The organism is uncultured Algoriphagus sp., from assembly GCF_963974835.1.
In the GTDB taxonomy this organism is placed as follows: domain Bacteria; phylum Bacteroidota; class Bacteroidia; order Cytophagales; family Cyclobacteriaceae; genus Algoriphagus.
This window is the reverse complement of sequence record NZ_CAXBET010000006.1, coordinates 220,021-236,696: the sequence shown is the minus strand read 5'-3', so window position 1 is coordinate 236,696 and position 16,676 is coordinate 220,021. Positions and strand designations below refer to the sequence as shown.

Genomic DNA, 16,676 nt, shown 5'->3' with positions numbered 1-16,676 from the left:
ATAATTAAGAATTTAAAGTTTAAATCTGATCATACCTCATAACAAAGCATCATTTATTGACAAAAGTCAAGGCATAAGAATAGGCATCTGGCTAGATTTAAAATGTATTTTTAATCCCTCCCAAAATGACCATGAACCGACTCAACTACCTAGCTCTCTTTTTCATTTTGCTTGTTGGATTCAGCTGCAGCAGTTCTTCCAATGAACAGACTTTTGACAGCTCTGCACTTCCGCGAATGACTCAGGAGCAAACTGAAAAAATTATTGAGGATTTCATCATGGCTGAAGATGGGCAGACGATTGAGATTCCGAGCGGATTTTATGAGTTAAATACCCAATTGATACTTGACAACAAATCCAATATCACAATCCAAGGCTCCGGCATGAAGGAAACGGTGCTATCTTTTAAAAACCTTAAGTCAGGTGGAGAAGGAATTAAGTTGGTGGGAAATAATCTAACTATTCAAGACCTGACAGTAGAAGATGCTCCCGGGGATGGAGTGAAAGCCCAGCATGCAAATGGAATTACTTTTCGTAGAATAAATGTCACTTGGACTAACGGAGATAAGTCAAAGAATGGTACTTATGCTATCTACCCAGTGCAATGCAAAAATGTGATGATAGATGATGTCATCGCATCCCACTCTCGCGACGCTGGAATCTACGTAGGTCAGTCTGAAAATATCATTGTCAAAAACTCACTTGCTTTTGGAAATGTAGCTGGGATAGAGATTGAAAACTGTGATAATGCAGAAGTATTTGGAAATGTTGCCCGAGACAATTCTGCTGGAATTTTGGTATTTAATCTACCCGGTTTGCCAAAATCTGACGGTGCAAAAACCAAAATCTACGACAACGACATCATTGAAAACAACCACGAAAACTTTGCGACAGCTACAGGAGAAGGTGCAAATGGCAATACAGTAACTATGATTCCTCCCGGTTCAGGTGTAATTCTTTTGGCTGCAAAAGAAGTGGAAATTTACAATAACCGTATCCTTCGCAACAAGACAACAGGAGTGGCTATAGCAAGTTACCAGATCACAGGTTTCCCAAGTGATGCTCCAAATTGGTCGCCATTCACAAAAGATATTTTTATTCATGATAATGAATATGACCGCACCAAAGGCTTTCCGGATTTAAGCAGAGAGTTGGGACAATTGATCAGTATTTACAATGCGCATGGTAAAGCCAAAACCCAGGACATTATCTACGATGGAATTTGGGATGAATCCATCAGCAACGACATCACCACCAATCCGATGAAGGTATGTCTGACCGAAAAAAATATGGCTGATCTATTCTTTACCAGATTTGATTTCAGTGAAGGTGAGGATAATATAAAATCTTTTGCTGATGCCACTCCATTCCAAAACTGCAAAGTTTCTGTAGAAACCAACGTCAGCGAAATAGCTGAAATGTAATGGGGACTAAGAATATTTACAGGAGGCTCTATCTATTATTAGCAATTGGAATTGTAATGGTTGCCTGTAACACTGACCCCAAAAACACAGCTGTAGAAGAATTAGCCTTACCGGAGGAATCGGCAGACGAAAAATACCCTTATGGAAGACTATCTACCTATGGTTTCTTTTCCGGCGAGTTACATCAATTAACTCCAATGGAAGAAGTTATTCCATACAAACCCGCCTCTTCATTATTCACCGATTACGCTTTGAAAAGCCGCTATATATTTTTCCCAAAAGGAACAAAAGCCACTCTTACTTCGAATGAACTTGTTTTTCCTAAAGGAACTATTCTAATCAAGAACTTCTACTATCCAATAGATTTCAGAGAACCAGAAGGTGCCAGAAGAATTATAGAAACAAGACTATTAATTAATGAGGAAAATGGGTGGGTTGCCTATCCTTACATCTGGAATGACAGCCAAACCGAGGCAATACTAAAAGTAGTAGGTGGGGAAATTCAGGTTTCATTTACTGGCTATGAAGGCAAAGACCAGGTAATTAACTATCTAGTACCAAACAAAAACCAATGCAAAACTTGCCATAATAAAAATGAATCCCTTGCTCCCATTGGAGTGAAAGTTCAACATTTAAACAACGAACTGGAATTTAACTTCGGCAAAGCCAATCAATTAAAGCATTGGGTTGAGTTAGGAAAATTGGAAGGTTTTGAAGGGGAGAAAGCTCATCCCTCTATGATCAATTACGAAGACAAAGATCTTCCTCTGGATGATAGAGCCATGGCCTATCTTGACATTAACTGCTCGCATTGTCACAGTGCGGAAGGTCCGGCAAGTACATCTGGCCTTTTCCTAACTTATGATCAAAAAGATCCAAGGAAACTCGGAGTGAATAAAATCCCTGTGGCAGCGGGGAACGGTGCTGGAACCTTCGATTTTGATATTGTTCCAGGCAAGGCCAATGAGTCCATCCTAACTCACCGCATGAATTCCACGGAAGTCGGGATCGCTATGCCTGAACTTGGCAGAACGACAGTCCACAAAGAAGGTGTACAGTTAATCAAAGACTGGATCAATAGTATGAATTAGTATTCCGATATAACAATTAAAGGTTGGGATGGCGAAAAAGTCAAACTGGAGTCGAGCTCCCTTCGACTTCGCTCATGGTGACATAAATATTCACTTATGCATAAAAAAGCACTTCCCTCATTAAAGATGGAAGTGCTTTATCAGTTAAATATTTTTCTTAGAAAGTATAACCTGCGGACAATTTAAACCCTCTGTTATATACGTCGTCATCACTGTCCTTGAAAATTGGAGTGAAGCCATAATCATAAGACGCCTGAACATTAAAGCCTTTTGGAAGATTATATCCTACACCCAAAACCGCTGAAAAGTCAGTTTCTTTAATCGCGTCAGAATCATAGGAAATTGTGTTTCCGAAGAAATCGCCTTCGAATTTAGAACTCGCTAGGAATGAAATCTGAGGACCTAGAAATACATTAAATCCATCTGAAGGATATAACCTAAAAAGAACCGGCACATCTACGTAATTCAGAATAGCTCTGCTATCAGCAAAATCATCATTTTGTGTTCCCTTTACAGAGTAATAAACTCCAGGCTCTAAAGCCAAGCGGTCAGTCATAAACAACATAGTGTAACCACCCACGTGAAATCCTACTCTATTGGTGTAATCATTTTCCGAGACATCATCACCTCCAAAATTGAAAAGACTTGCACCACCTCTGACACCGAATCCTCCTGGTTTTTCAGATGATTGAGCCTGTGACAATTGGACTACTCCGAATCCAAGGGCAAGAAATAACAATACTTTTTTCATAGTCAAATACTAGTTGGTTTCCCTATAGTATTCCCATGACCATGCCAAAAATAATTTTTTAGTCTAAATTATCAATTACCTTCTTGTCGATATAGTCGGAATTCAGGAGGCTGAGAGCTCCCATGTATTTCATGTCAAAATTCAACGTATCGCCTACTTTATAGCCTTTTGGATTTTGACCCAAATTGATAATCAGCATATCAGAACTTCCTCCAAGAATCTCAAAATCCTCATCGCTAGGAATTAAATATTTCGGATCTACATCCAATAATCCTATATCGATGATTGCCCGGAAAGAACTTTTTCCATAAAGAGATTCATCAATCGCCGCGGTTTCGCCCTGAGGGTTAGCTGCCAGATTACCAACTGGTAAAAGTGGTTTTTCCTGCATTTCTATAATCTCCGCATGCAGCTCAAACACATCGCCGTTCATACCCTCGATTACTTTTTCCTCAAACAGATCAAGACCAAAATACAAAGTCTCACCTACCCTAAAGTGATTGATTCCTTTGGGAAGTTGATGGGTAAGCATCAACGGAATGGTCACAGAAGTCCCGGCAGAAACCCACGGAATTTCTTTATTGAATTTCAGCTCAATGATTTGCTTGTAAAGAGACAACTGAATAAGCTTATCTGTAGAAGGCATCACACCGTTGAGGCAGTTTAAATTCGTGCCCAAACCTATAATTTCTATATTGGGAAGATGGAAGATTTGGGAATAAAATTCCACTAATCGCTCGCCCATCACGCCTTCCCGCAGGTCTCCAGTCTCTACCATAATGATGATCTTATGCTTCTTTTCCTGCTTGACCGCTTCCTGGCTGATCCATCGTATAGTCTCCAGTTCGCTATTAAGACTTACGTCTGCAAACTCTACCATTTTAGACACATACCGTTTGGAAACGGGCTTGATGTAAACAGTTTGTAGTTCCGGGTGTAGCTTTTTTGCAATCTCGAGATTACCTATTCTACTATCGTGAATCTCTTTCACACCCAAATCTATCAGTTCCTGTAGAAAAAGTTTGTTGCCACAAAGTAACTTGGATACTACTCCCCAAGAGATGTCGCTATCTTCAAAAGTCTTTTTGAGAAACTCAAAGTTCTCTTTGAGCTTAGCTCTATTTAATGTCAGGTAAGCCATTTCACTTATTCAACCTCATTTCAAGGTATTTGTTGGTAAAGCCGATTCTTTCGTAAAGTTTCTTAGCTGGGTTTTCTGGCTCTACGTGCAAAGCGATGGAGCCATTGGCCATTTTAATTGCCATGTCCATAATTTTCCCACCAATTCCTTTTCCTCGCTGCTCTGCATCCACTGCGATATAAACCAGAATATTTTCAGGAATATATCCCGACATCCCGGTTTTATTCATAATCAATGCTCCTAGAATCTTGCCTTTTTCTCTTGCCATCACCACAAATCCTCCTGCATGTAAACTTTGATCAAGCGCATAATCAAGGCACTTCATAATATCCTCTTTCGGATCACCGTATTGGCCAAGATGAATAAAAAGAAAGTCTGCAATTTCCTTTTTTTGGAGATAGGTCGCAGAGTCAATAGTGGATAGAGTTTCTAGTTTGATCATATAGATTTTAACTTTGAACTGTTATTTTTTTCGAAATAAATCACTGACAAAAATGTCAGCAAAGAGAGCGTAAGCCCAAATAGGTTGGCATCTAGACCAAATGGCAAACTGACTTCTGAAATTATTAGACCTGCCGTCAGCGAACCTCCCATAATCATAGATGCCGTAGCAGCTTTGGCACTTGTCTGATTGAAAAACAAACCTGCTACCACTGGCACTAGAAGACCAGAAACCATAAATGCATAGGAATATAACATCAAACTGAGCACCTCTGTCATCTGCCAGGCAATTATAATTGCCACAATTCCAATCGCTAAAGTCAGTAACTGTGAAATCTTCATCTCTTCTTTAAGAGATTTTGATGTGTAATATTTACCTAAAATATCTGTAGTCAAGTTTCCAGACGCAGCCATCAGACAGGAATCTGCCGTAGATAGCACTGCCGAGAAATATGCCGACATCATCAGACCCAAAATGCCAGCAGGCAGGATCTGACTAAGCAAAACCGGTAGCCCCATCTCTGGATCCATTGCAGTGGTAAAACCTTCCAATGCTCCCTGTTCTACGGCTACCCTTGATAGTAAACCCAAAGACACGCCTAAAAGTGCCATGATGGGCCATTCAAATAACCCTGCTATAAACCAAGCCTTTTTGGCTGACTTCACATCACGGGCTGCAAAGATCCGTTGATAAAGCGTCATACCCACAAACCAAATTGGAATAATGGTAATCCCCCAGTTAGCCAAATCCTGCCAAGTCAGATTGGAGAAAGAGAAAAATTCCTGAGGTAAAGTACTCTGAATACCTTCCCAACCTCCTACATGATTATATGAAATAGGAATTCCAATAAACATCAAACCAGCCATCAAAACAATCCACTGAATAGTATCGGTATAAATTACCGCCTTCAACCCTCCCATCACAGTATAAATCACTGCCACAGCTCCCATGATCAGAAGCGCATAAGAAAGATCAAGTTCTTCGAAAGTTCCTGAAGCTAGTTTGGCGCCAGCTAGAAGCTGTGATGAGGTAAAACCGAGATATCCGAGAAAACAAATTACTGCGGCAACCTTTGCAGTAGTGGAATTATACAGATGGCCGATGATCTGCGGAAAGGTGAAAAACTTAGCAAAAGCCGGGTCAGACTTCACTCTAGGAATTAATACAACTGCAGCAAGCCAGGCGCCCAAAAGACCCGTAAAAAGCATCCAGGAACCTGACATTCCCATCACAAATCCTAGTCCACCAAGACCTATGGAAAAGCCTCCTCCTACGTCAGTCGCAACTACCGAAAGACCTATGTGCCAGTGTCCGATGTTCCGGCCACCCACATAGTAATCCTCCTGACCTGAGTTCTTCTTCATGTAAAAATATCCCACTCCCAGCATTGCCAGCATGTAGGCGACAAAGATCCCCAGATCTAAATAACTCATATCGATTTTCTATTTGTAACAAAAGCTTTTTGAAATATAATTTTTCAAAGTTAAGCAAAATGCCTCTTAATCAAAATTTTATTGGGTTAATAGATAAAATTTGACCTTTCAGTACAATTTTGAATTGGAATAGTATAAAAAGTAAAGTTTGATATCAAATTCAGGCACAATAAATTGAAGAATTGAAATCGATACACTTCAGGAGGTTAATATTTGAAGAATAAAAGCAGTATGGTTCCGGTCATAAAATATGACTATTGCCATCCAACTTTTTGACAAATAATTAATACGTTTTCCGTCTTTCTAGTAAACAATGGTTAAGGCGTGATTACTCTGGAAAAAAATTACTTGCTATCCGAAATGCTAATACTGGAGCCATGACAACATGCTCTAAATATCTCAAGGGCTTTGATCGTTTTATTACTTTTTTCATCAGCGATATCGATCAAAGACATAAGTGGGCTTCTCAACGGAAAAGAACTGTGACCCCTATAAGCTGAAACAAAAACTTTCTCATGTATTCTTTCAGCTATTGACTCTTTCCCAACGATACTGAATATCTTTCCATAAACCGGAGGAGCATATTTATCATAGAGCTCAGGAGTTAATTTCTGATTATTTTCTTTAGCCTCTTTATTTTTATCCGGGTTCATAATTGACCAAAAATTACTTTTCTGAATTTACTAGGTTTCTGCTTTTTATACTTAGACAAAACTCACTCCAAAAAAGCATGCAGAATTTGGACAGTTTCATTAGGATGACTCATATGGGGGCAATGCCCATGTGCCTTTAATACTTCTAAAGTATTATTAGGAGTATTTTCATTTATATATTGCCCTACGGACATAGGAGCTAGCATGTCCTCAGAGCATTGAATAGTCAAATTTGCTATTGGAATTAAAGGAAGGTCTTTTCTATTGTCTGATAAAAAGGTCACACGTGCAAACTGCTTAGCGATTACAGGATCAATTAAGCAAAAACTACCCGATAGTTCATTGGCAAGTCCTTCCCCGTTTTGGGTATTCATGATGGATGGAGCCGTTGCTCTCGCCCAAGTTATATAGTCCTCCTCCATCACCTCCATAAGTCCATCGATTGTATCCTGATCAAATGCACTCTCAAAGTTATCCTTGCTGATATAGCATGGGGAAGGACAGATAAATACAAGCTTCTTAAAAATATCTGGTCTTTTGATGGATGCCAGAGCGCCTATCATACAACTCACTGAGTGACCTATAAAGACTGCTTTTTTCAGACCTAATTCATCGCATATCTCAATGATATCAGTAGCGTAACCATCTAATGAAGAATACTTTATTGGATCATAGGATGACAGGTCAGACTTTCCTGCACCTACAAAATCAAGCAGCACAAGCATGTAATCATTTATGAAAAAGTTCTTAATGTAATTCCATGCTTTCTGGTCGCATCCAAATCCATGGGCAAATAAAAGTACGTCGCTTCCATTTCCTATGACAGATACATTGTTTCTTTTCAGGACACTCGTCATATAGTTATTTAGGGCTCATCTTTAAAAGTTTAAAAATACAAAAATCCCTTACTTTTCTTTAACCGTCTGTAACTATCTCTTAAGGGTAAAAATTATATGCCGAAGAATTTACTTCTTTGTGATGAATGTATTTCAGTTGTAAGTCTCTATAATGTCCTCCACTTTATGTAATAAAATAAAATAGGTTCATGGGTAATAAGATTCTAAGTGATTTTCATTATTTGGTATTTAATCTTGAGCATTTTATTTTCTAAAAAAAGATAATTAAGAAAATCACATGTTACTGATTTGACAATTACAGAGATAAACAAATCATTGCGGACACCTCATCCAAAAACCAAAAAAGCCAGCTTTCGCCGGCTTTTTTGGTTTTAAGAATATCTGATTCAATTATACATTCTCACTTTTCAATGAAGCGGAGAAGAATTCTCTGTTCATTTTAGCGATATTTGTCAGGCTGATTCCCTTAGGACATTCTGCTTCGCAGGCACCTGTGTTCGTACAAGCCCCGAAACCTTCGGCATCCATCTGAGCAACCATCTTCTCTGCTCTGGACATGCGCTCCACTTGACCTTGTGGAAGCATCGCCAGCTGAGAGATTTTTGCAGAAGTAAATAGCATCGCTGAAGCATTTTTACATGCTGCCACACAAGCTCCACAACCAATACAAGTGGCAGAATCAAATGCCTCATCAGCAATTCTTTTAGGAATAGGAATTTCGTTGGCATCAGGCACGCCACCTGTATTCACAGATACGTAACCTCCTGCTTGGATTATTCTATCAAAAGAACCGCGATCAACCACCAAATCCTTCACTACCGGAAAAGCAGCAGCTCTCCATGGCTCTATCGTGATGGTATCTCCATCAGAGAAAGAACGCATGTGAAGCTGACAAGTAGTTGTCTGCTTCGGACCATGTGGATGGCCATTGATATAAAGAGAGCACATGCCACAGATACCTTCACGGCAATCGTGATCAAAGTGCACTGGATCCTCTCCTTTGACAGCAAGTTCCTCATTCAAGACATCCATCATCTCTAGGAATGACATGTCAGTGGAAATTCCATCTATAGGATAGGTGACAAAACCGCCTTTATCGCTGGCGTTTTTCTGTCTCCATATTTTTAATGTCAGTTTCATACTTTATAGTTATGAATTAAAGTCTTGAATTTATTTGTAAGATCTCTGAGTCAACTTCACATTTTCAAACACTAGCGGCTCCTTATGTAGAGTTTCTGGGGCATTTTCAGCCATAAACTCCCAAGCTGCTGCGTATGCAAAGTTCTCATCGTCTCTAAGTGCTTCACCTTCCGGAGTCTGGGATTCTGTTCTAAAGTGCCCACCGCAAGACTCATTTCTATTGAGTGCATCGTCTATCATTAATTCACCAAGCTCCAAGAAATCAGCTACTCGACTTGCTTTTTCCAAGGTCTGGTTCAATTCTTCGTTTGCCCCCATCACCTTCACATCATTCCAGAACTCTTTTCTAAGCTCCTGAATCATGCCTTTAGCTTTGGTCAAACCTTCTGCTTTTCTCGCCATACCACAGTATTCCCACATGATATGTCCCAATGCTTTATGGAAGTGATCGACGGTTTTGGTACCGTTGATAGATAATAACTTTTGGATTGCGTCCTTCACTCCTTTTTCTGCTTTCGCAAATTCAGGATGATTGGTGTCCACAGGCGCTGGACCTATTTGTGCCAAGTAGTCCCCGATAGTATAAGGAATTACAAAGTATCCGTCTGCCAAACCTTGCATCAAAGCGGAAGCACCTAATCTGTTTGCTCCGTGGTCTGAGAAGTTTGCCTCACCCAAGGAATAAAGCCCAGGAACGGTGGTAGATAAGTTATAATCAACCCAAAGTCCACCCATAGTATAGTGAACTGCAGGATAAATCTTCATTGGAGTCTGGTAAGGATTCTCACCTGTGATCTGCTGATACATGTCAAATAAGTTGCCGTATCTCGCGCGGATTGCATCTTCGCTGTCACGATTGATCGCATCACGGAAGTCAAGGAAAACTGCCTGACCTGTTTCATTTACCCCTCGACCTTCATCACAAACGTCTTTAGCATTTCTGGAAGCCACATCTCGGGGAACCAAGTTACCGAAGGACGGATATTTTCTTTCCAAATAGTAATCTCTATCCTCTTCCTTGATATCCTTTGGCTTGATCTCTCCTTTACGAAGTTTCTCAGCCGTTTCTTTTGTTTTTGGTACCCATACACGACCGTCGTTTCTCAGGGATTCAGACATCAAGGTCAACTTGGACTGATGATCTCCTGAAACCGGAATGCAAGTTGGGTGAATTTGTGTGTAGCAAGGGTTAGCGAAGTAGGCTCCTTTCTTATGAGCTCTCCATGCTGCGGTCACATTCGATCCCATTGCATTGGTAGATAAGAAAAATACGTTTCCGTATCCTCCAGTACACAGCAGTACCGCATGGGCAGCGTGAGTTTCGATCTTACCTGTGATCAGATTTCTGGTCACTATACCTCTTGCATGACCGTCGATAGTGACGACGTCCATCATTTCGGTACGTGGATAAAGTTTCACTTTGCCATTAGCTACCTGACGGCTCAATGCAGAATAGGCACCCAAAAGCAACTGCTGTCCAGTTTGGCCCCTAGCATAGAAAGTCCTGGAAACCTGAGCTCCACCGAAAGAACGGTTTGCGAGCAATCCCCCATATTCTCTGGCGAAAGGAACACCCTGCGCCACACACTGGTCAATGATATTTACAGATACTTCTGCGAGACGGTATACATTGGCTTCACGGGAACGGTAGTCACCACCCTTGATGGTATCATAGAATAATCTAAAAACCGAGTCGCCGTCATTTTGGTAATTTTTAGCAGCATTGATCCCGCCTTGTGCAGCGATGGAGTGTGCACGACGAGGGCTATCCTGAAAGCAAAAAGCTTTCACTTTGTACCCAAGTTCTGCTAAGGAAGCAGCTGCAGAAGCTCCGGCAAGACCGGTACCTACCACGATTACTTCGTATTTTCTTTTGTTTGCCGGGTTTACCAGCTTACTGTTAAACTTATGTTTAGTCCACTTTTCGGCTAAAGGTCCGATTGGGGATTTTGAATCTAGTATCATAGGGGACTATTGATTAGCTCTGTGTGAAATAGATATAAACTGGCATGCTGGCAAAAAGAATTGGCACCACAATGCAATAGATTTTTCCGATCACCGAGATGGCTGGAGAATATTTCGCATGGTTCAAACCTAGCGTCTGGAATGCACTGGCAAAGCCATGAGAAAGGTGGAAAGCCAGGAAAGCCATTGCTATTACATAGCCGATTACCATCCATATATTTTGGAAAGCGAAATATACAATGCTGTAAAGATCCTTGTATTCTTCTCCTCCATAAGTCACTATCGGAAGATCTCCCCAATGCATCTGAGCCCAGAAGCTTTGCATGTGAACCACGATAAAGATCAAAATGATCGTACCCAAGATTCCCATATTCCGGGAAGAGAAAGTGGTAGAAGGTGGCGTGGAAACGCCATAACCTACCGGGCGTGCTGATTTATTTCTTTTGGTAAGCCAGATGGAAAATATCACGTGGCCGATGATGGAAATATAAGTCAACCAAGAAAGTAGCTTTACTGCGGGGTTGGTGGTCATGAATTTGGCATAAATATTAAATGCCTCCCCACCGTCATCCTTAAACAACAGTAAATTACCCGATACGTGACCTGTCAAAAACAGGATCAGGAAAAGTCCGGTCAATGCCATGATCAGTTTCCTGCCTATTGTGCTACTCAAGGTTTTTGTAACCCAGCTCATACAATTTTTGCGATTAGATTAAAACGAAATCTTTGATTATTACTGCCAAATTTACATGCCGATGAGGTAGCAAACAATCCATTCAAAAACACTTACCTTATTTTAATCGGTTCTAAATAATAACACAGTCAATTCTAAGTTAACTTTCGGTTTAACACACTCTCAACAATTATTGTTTGATTTTGCCGGGTTTTTCTACTTACTTCCATTTATTTCGTATAGGAAGAAAATGAAAGCTAAAACCTTAATAAAGGATAAATTCGTACATTCTATTTCTCCTTACTAATGAACTTGACCAATATGAAGCTGAAAATCACCCTTGGACTTTTTTTAATCTTCCTGGTTGCAGGAATTTCCGAAGCTTGGGCCACGCACATTAGGGCTGGAGAAATTACTGCCGAAAGGGTTTCACCTCAGACTTTAGAGTACGTTATTACCGTAGTCGGTTATACAGACACGAGGTCAACTGTGATTTTTGGCCCTGGAACAATCAATTTTGGAGATGGGAGAATTGTAGATGGCTTGAATACTGAAAGTGAATTTGGTTTTGTAGAAAATGTTGGAAATCAGATTGAGAAAAACACATTCGTAATAAACCATACATTCCAGGGCCCTGGAACTTACACCATCCGCTTTCTTGAGCAAAATCGAAATGATCTAACCTTAAATATGGACAACTCGGTGGACACACCATTTTATGTGGAAACCACTATAACGATTGACCCATTTATAGGAGTAAATAACTCCCCGGTTCTGACCATTCCACCGGTGGATAATGGAGCGGTAAATGTAAGATACATTCACAATCCAGGTGCATATGATCCTGACGGAGACAGCTTAGCTTATGAGTTGACAGTACCAAGACAGCAGTATCAAAGGTTTGTAAATAATTACCGAAGCCCAGCATCAGCTGAATTCAGCACCAGGCAAGAGGATGGTACTACCCCTGCATTTTTAACCTTAGACCCTTTAAATGGAGATTTGGTGTGGGATGCTCCAGGCACTGCAGGTCAGTATAATGTTGCATTTTACATCAAAGAATTCCGAAAACTTAATGGAGAGTGGGTACAGATTGGAAGTGTAGTAAGGGATATGCAGATTATCATTGAAAACTCAAATAACACCAGACCAGAGTTGATTTTACCTCCTGACCTTTGCGTGGTGGCGGGAACGTTGATTGAAGAAGTTATTCAGGGGCAAGATGCCGATGGTGATCCTATCATAATCGAAATCTTTGGTGAACCAATGGAAATAACCACATCACCAGCGACCTACTCTCCGGATAGTTTATACCAGCCTACACCAGGAATTGTAAATTTCAACTGGCAAACTGTATGTAACCATGTACGAGCAAGGGAATATGAGGTTAGGGTAAGAATTTCTGATCAGCCGCGCTCTGGTCCTTCACTCGTGGATATCCAAACCTGGAAGATTAAAGTAGTCGGCCCTCCACCTGTTTTTGATGAAGTAGAACAGATGCCTGGAAGAGTTGTGGAATTGAACTGGGATCCTTATGTATGTGCCAATTCCGCAAATGAGATGCAAATCTGGAGAAGGATCAATTCTAATCCTTACCAACCAGACAGCTGTGAGACTGGCATTCGGCCTGGCTATGAATTGATAGGCACTACAAACATGCAAACTCTGAATTTCATAGACGCTAATGGAGGAGATGGTTTAGCACCCGGAAATACCTATTGCTATAGATTGGTGGCTGCTTATCCTGAGCCGAGATTAGGTGAAAGTATCGTGTCTGATGAAATATGTATTACTATCGACGTGGATGTTCCAATAATCACTAATGTTAGCGTCGAAGAAACTGATCCTACAGCGGGAGAGATATTTGTGAAATGGACCCCACCTTATGATATTGACCCTGTGCAATTCCCGGGCCCATACAGCTATGAGCTTCTTCGAAGTACAGGCTTCACTGGTAATACAGAAATGGTTTCTCTTGGGGTCACTTCAGATACCTTATTCACCGATACTGGTTTAAATACCCAAAACATTGTCTACAATTATGAAGTGGTTCTTCTTGATAGAAACACTAAAATTGACACTTCTTCCAAAGCATCTTCGGTGTGGGTAGAGCCTACGATTATTAATGAGGCTATTGAACTGAACTGGCAATTCACAGTTCCATGGAACAACTCCGTAAGTCAATACGAGCATGAAGTCTACAGAAACAGGACAGATGCCGCGGCTGCAGATGAAGACACTTTTGTGAAAATCGCAGACGTGGATGTAACTACCGAAGGCTTCACCTATTTGGACGATGGCAGCTTCAATGGAGTGCCTCTGAATAAAGAAGTTGAATACTGTTATTATGTGATTACAAAAGGCTCTTACAATGTTGCTGGACTTGTTTATCCTTTGGAAAACAAATCTCAAATCGTCTGTGCCAAACCTGATGACAATAGACTGCCATGCCCACCGGTTTTAACTTTTGAAGGACCTGAATGTTCAGCATACCTGGCAGAGCTCCCTTGTGGTAACAGCACATATGAACACGATTTGAGTTGGACTCCAGATTTCTCGGGAGAATGTGATGACGAATTAAGTGGATACAGATTATACTATACATCTGATGGAGAGGATAGTCAATTTGAATTGATCGCGGAATTATCTTCTTTAAATCTATCCACCACCATTCGTAATCTGGCTACCTACCGCGGATGCTATTACATAACTGCCGTTGACAGATCGGGAAATGAGTCCGAGCCGAGCAATGTTGTCTGTGTGGAAAATTGTCCTAGCTATACCTTACCAAATGCGTTCACTCCAAACGGAGATGGAGCAAATGAAACCTTTATGGCATTTGACAATCCATTTTCACAATGCCCTAGATTTGTTCTAGGAGTTGAGATTTTCATTGTAAATCGTTGGGGTGTAGAAGTATTCTCTTATAACAGTTTGGAATCAACCGAGAATGACATCTATATCAGATGGGATGGAAAAGACAAAAATGGCAATGAGCTACCTGCCGGCACTTATTACTATTCCGGTAACGTCCTATTTGACGTACTTGACCCCGCAGCAGCAGAACGGAGCCTAAAAGGCACAATCCAAATCCTTAAATGACATACTACAAATCCATCATATTCTTTGATGGCGTTTGCAACCTTTGTAATGCTTCCATTAATTTTGTGATCCAAAGAGATAAAAAAAATCACTTTTTAGTGGGAGCTTTACAAGAGGATTTCAGTAGAAAGATTCTCTCAAAGTTTGAGGTAAAAGAAGATTACCTTGACTCACTCGTACTTTTAGAGAGAGGTAAAATCTTTTACAAGAGTACTGCGGCACTGAAAATCGCACGAAATCTCTCAGGATTTTGGCCAGCTTTTTACCCATTAATTTTAATACCAACATTCCTCCGTGATCCGATTTATAATTGGATCGGTAGTAATAGATACCGTTGGTTCGGCAAGAAAGACACTTGCCGCCTCCCTACCCCGAAGGAAAAAGCTAAGTTTCTTTCAGAAGAAACTATATCACAAACTGGAATCAATCTTATTGGCTGAATTCTCTATTGCAGGCCGACTTTGGGAAAAGCATTATATTTGCTCCGAACAATAAACACTAGTAAATGAAGGCATTTGTTTTTCCGGGCCAAGGGGCCCAATTCCCAGGAATGGGAAAAGCACTTTATGAAGAAAATTCCCAAGCAAAAGAATTATTTGAGCAAGCAAATAAAATCTTAGGTTTCCGTATAACAGACATCATGTTTGAGGGAACTGCTGAGGAACTGAAACAAACAAACGTAACTCAACCTGCTGTATTCCTTCATTCGGTGATTTTGGCTAAAACAACTCCTGATTTTGCACCAGATATGGTAGCAGGTCACTCATTGGGAGAGCTATCTGCTTTAGTTGCCAATGGCACACTTGCCTTTGAAGACGGGCTGAAATTGGTTTACCAAAGAGCCCTTGCAATGCAGGAAGCTTGTGAAATCAATCCGTCCACCATGGCAGCAATCTTAGGTCTCCCGGATGAGAAAGTAGAAGAGATATGCGCAAGTTTTACGGAAGAAATTGTCGTGCCGGCAAACTATAACTGTCCCGGTCAATTGGTGATCTCAGGATCTAACAAAGGCATCGAAATCGCCTGTGAAAAAATGAAAGAAGCAGGAGCGAAGCGTGCACTTCCACTTCCTGTAGGTGGTGCATTCCACTCACCACTGATGGAACCTGCCAGGGAAAAATTGCAGACAGCTATCGAAGCAACCACCTTCCATACTCCAAGCTGTCCTGTATACCAAAATGTGAGCACCACAGCTGTAACGGAGGTTTCAGAAATTAAAGCAAATCTAATAGCTCAATTGACCGCTCCAGTTAAATGGACTCAATCCGTTCAAAACATGGTTGCTGATGGTGCTACTGAGTTTGTAGAATGTGGCCCCGGAAAAGTACTTCAAGGTCTAGTTAAAAAAATCCATCCTGAAGCTGAAGTTTCAGGTTTGTAAAATACAAAACCCGCTCACAAGGCGGGTTTTTATTTGTTTAGCTTTTTAATACTATCGAAAACTCCCTATTATCCTTCCCACTCCCGCACTTCAGATTTATCCTTACACTCTTCCAATAATTGCTGATTGCTTTTTCTCAAACTTGGGTGAATAAAGTCAGGTAAAATCTCCACTAATGGAATAAGTACAAACTTCCGTTCTGACAAATATGGGTGAGGGGTTTTCAATTCCGCGGTATCGATCACTTGACCGCCAAAATAAATAATATCAATATCCATCGTCCGATCTCCCCAATGTTCATCTCTTTTTCTTCCAAGATCTAACTCGATTTTCTGAATGAAAGCCAAGATTTCAAAAGGTGAATATGCCGTTTTAATTTCAACAACTTGATTCAAAAAAGGCCCCTTAGCTACTCCTCCCCAAGCTTCCGTCTCATAAACTTTCGACTTTGTTGTCATTTCACCCAATTCTGAAACTGCCATTACAGCCGAAGTTAAAAGCCCATTTCTATCCCCTTTATTTCCTCCTAATATTAAAACTACGTTTTCAAACTTTCTCGGCATAAAATTGCTTTTGTATACATGCCCCAAATTAGGTTATTTTGGGCTTCAAATAATTTAGCT

Annotated in this window: 15 protein-coding genes; 5 read left to right on the top strand and 10 right to left on the bottom strand. The window is 40.6% G+C overall.

Annotation, left to right across the window (positions count from 1 at the left end; all coding sequences use genetic code 11):
- Positions 1–131: 131 nt before the first annotated feature.
- Together AACZ73_RS13835 and AACZ73_RS13830 are read left to right on the top strand one after the other, a co-directional pair.
- The gene (locus AACZ73_RS13835) at positions 132–1,424 is read left to right on the top strand and encodes a parallel beta-helix domain-containing protein (RefSeq protein WP_339878692.1); all 1,293 of its coding nucleotides are present in this window, start codon (positions 132–134) and stop codon (positions 1,422–1,424) included.
- Complete coding sequence (locus AACZ73_RS13830; protein WP_339878691.1) at positions 1,424–2,515, top strand: SO2930 family diheme c-type cytochrome; 1,092 nt, start codon at positions 1,424–1,426, stop codon at positions 2,513–2,515. The genes AACZ73_RS13835 and AACZ73_RS13830 overlap by 1 nt, the downstream gene beginning before the upstream one ends.
- A 157-nt stretch (positions 2,516–2,672) precedes the next feature.
- Here AACZ73_RS13830 and AACZ73_RS13825 read toward each other — a convergent pair whose 3' ends face one another.
- The 9 genes from AACZ73_RS13825 to AACZ73_RS13785 form a co-directional block, all read right to left on the bottom strand.
- On the bottom strand, positions 2,673–3,266 hold the full coding sequence (locus AACZ73_RS13825) for a porin family protein (protein ID WP_339878690.1): 594 nt from the start codon (positions 3,264–3,266) through the stop codon (positions 2,673–2,675).
- 58 nt (positions 3,267–3,324) lie between these two features.
- On the bottom strand, positions 3,325–4,407 hold the full coding sequence (locus tag AACZ73_RS13820) for an alanine/ornithine racemase family PLP-dependent enzyme (protein ID WP_339878689.1): 1,083 nt from the start codon (positions 4,405–4,407) through the stop codon (positions 3,325–3,327).
- A 1-nt stretch (position 4,408) separates the two neighbouring features.
- On the bottom strand, positions 4,409–4,849 hold the full coding sequence (locus AACZ73_RS13815; RefSeq protein WP_339878687.1) for a GNAT family N-acetyltransferase: 441 nt from the start codon (positions 4,847–4,849) through the stop codon (positions 4,409–4,411).
- Entirely contained in the window at positions 4,846–6,282 is a 1,437-nt protein-coding gene (locus AACZ73_RS13810) for a sodium:solute symporter family protein (protein WP_339878686.1), read from the bottom strand. The genes AACZ73_RS13815 and AACZ73_RS13810 overlap by 4 nt, the downstream gene beginning before the upstream one ends.
- 344 nt (positions 6,283–6,626) lie before the next feature.
- A complete protein-coding gene (locus AACZ73_RS13805) occupies positions 6,627–6,935 on the bottom strand; it encodes a hypothetical protein (protein WP_339878684.1) in 309 nt (102 codons plus the stop codon).
- Positions 6,936–6,997: 62 nt separating this feature from the next.
- Positions 6,998–7,792: an alpha/beta hydrolase gene (locus AACZ73_RS13800; protein WP_339878683.1), complete on the bottom strand. Its 795-nt coding sequence runs from the start codon at positions 7,790–7,792 to the stop codon at positions 6,998–7,000.
- A 390-nt stretch (positions 7,793–8,182) separates the two neighbouring features.
- Positions 8,183–8,932 carry a succinate dehydrogenase/fumarate reductase iron-sulfur subunit gene (locus AACZ73_RS13795; RefSeq protein WP_339878681.1) on the bottom strand — a complete coding sequence of 250 codons (750 nt, stop codon included), beginning with the start codon at positions 8,930–8,932 and terminating at the stop codon, positions 8,183–8,185.
- A 30-nt stretch (positions 8,933–8,962) separates the two neighbouring features.
- Entirely contained in the window at positions 8,963–10,897 is a 1,935-nt protein-coding gene (locus AACZ73_RS13790) for a fumarate reductase/succinate dehydrogenase flavoprotein subunit (RefSeq protein WP_339878679.1), read from the bottom strand.
- 13 nt (positions 10,898–10,910) lie between these two features.
- Entirely contained in the window at positions 10,911–11,591 is a 681-nt protein-coding gene (locus AACZ73_RS13785) for a succinate dehydrogenase cytochrome b subunit (protein WP_339878677.1), read from the bottom strand.
- A gap of 300 nt (positions 11,592–11,891) precedes the next feature.
- Between AACZ73_RS13785 and AACZ73_RS13780 the strand changes: the two genes are divergently transcribed.
- From AACZ73_RS13780 to fabD, 3 genes are all read left to right on the top strand, one after another.
- Complete coding sequence (locus tag AACZ73_RS13780; RefSeq protein WP_339878675.1) at positions 11,892–14,672, top strand: gliding motility-associated C-terminal domain-containing protein; 2,781 nt, start codon at positions 11,892–11,894, stop codon at positions 14,670–14,672.
- Positions 14,669–15,112, top strand: a complete 444-nt coding sequence (locus AACZ73_RS13775) for a DCC1-like thiol-disulfide oxidoreductase family protein (protein ID WP_339878673.1) — start codon at positions 14,669–14,671, stop codon at positions 15,110–15,112. The genes AACZ73_RS13780 and AACZ73_RS13775 overlap by 4 nt, the downstream gene beginning before the upstream one ends.
- Before the next feature lie 65 nt (positions 15,113–15,177).
- A complete protein-coding gene (fabD, locus tag AACZ73_RS13770; RefSeq protein WP_339878671.1) occupies positions 15,178–16,053 on the top strand; it encodes an ACP S-malonyltransferase in 876 nt (291 codons plus the stop codon).
- Positions 16,054–16,121: 68 nt separating this feature from the next.
- On the opposite strand, the gene folK is transcribed toward fabD, so the two are convergent.
- Positions 16,122–16,616: a 2-amino-4-hydroxy-6-hydroxymethyldihydropteridine diphosphokinase gene (gene folK / locus AACZ73_RS13765; protein ID WP_339878669.1), complete on the bottom strand. Its 495-nt coding sequence runs from the start codon at positions 16,614–16,616 to the stop codon at positions 16,122–16,124.
- Positions 16,617–16,676 lie beyond the last annotated feature (60 nt).

Bases quoted from the DNA above. Each gene is read 5' to 3' on its own strand.
- AACZ73_RS13835 (WP_339878692.1), top strand. From the start codon at position 132: ATGAACCGACTCAACTACCTAGCTCTCTTTTTCATTTTGCTTGTTGGA.
- AACZ73_RS13830 (WP_339878691.1), top strand. From the start codon at position 1,424: ATGGGGACTAAGAATATTTACAGGAGGCTCTATCTATTATTAGCAATT.
- AACZ73_RS13825 (WP_339878690.1), bottom strand. From the start codon at position 3,266: ATGAAAAAAGTATTGTTATTTCTTGCCCTTGGATTCGGAGTAGTCCAA.
- AACZ73_RS13820 (WP_339878689.1), bottom strand. From the start codon at position 4,407: ATGGCTTACCTGACATTAAATAGAGCTAAGCTCAAAGAGAACTTTGAG.
- AACZ73_RS13815 (WP_339878687.1), bottom strand. From the start codon at position 4,849: ATGATCAAACTAGAAACTCTATCCACTATTGACTCTGCGACCTATCTC.
- AACZ73_RS13810 (WP_339878686.1), bottom strand. From the start codon at position 6,282: ATGAGTTATTTAGATCTGGGGATCTTTGTCGCCTACATGCTGGCAATG.
- AACZ73_RS13805 (WP_339878684.1), bottom strand. From the start codon at position 6,935: ATGAACCCGGATAAAAATAAAGAGGCTAAAGAAAATAATCAGAAATTA.
- AACZ73_RS13800 (WP_339878683.1), bottom strand. From the start codon at position 7,792: ATGACGAGTGTCCTGAAAAGAAACAATGTATCTGTCATAGGAAATGGA.
- AACZ73_RS13795 (WP_339878681.1), bottom strand. From the start codon at position 8,932: ATGAAACTGACATTAAAAATATGGAGACAGAAAAACGCCAGCGATAAA.
- AACZ73_RS13790 (WP_339878679.1), bottom strand. From the start codon at position 10,897: ATGATACTAGATTCAAAATCCCCAATCGGACCTTTAGCCGAAAAGTGG.
- AACZ73_RS13785 (WP_339878677.1), bottom strand. From the start codon at position 11,591: ATGAGCTGGGTTACAAAAACCTTGAGTAGCACAATAGGCAGGAAACTG.
- AACZ73_RS13780 (WP_339878675.1), top strand. From the start codon at position 11,892: ATGAAGCTGAAAATCACCCTTGGACTTTTTTTAATCTTCCTGGTTGCA.
- AACZ73_RS13775 (WP_339878673.1), top strand. From the start codon at position 14,669: ATGACATACTACAAATCCATCATATTCTTTGATGGCGTTTGCAACCTT.
- fabD (WP_339878671.1), top strand. From the start codon at position 15,178: ATGAAGGCATTTGTTTTTCCGGGCCAAGGGGCCCAATTCCCAGGAATG.
- folK (WP_339878669.1), bottom strand. From the start codon at position 16,616: ATGCCGAGAAAGTTTGAAAACGTAGTTTTAATATTAGGAGGAAATAAA.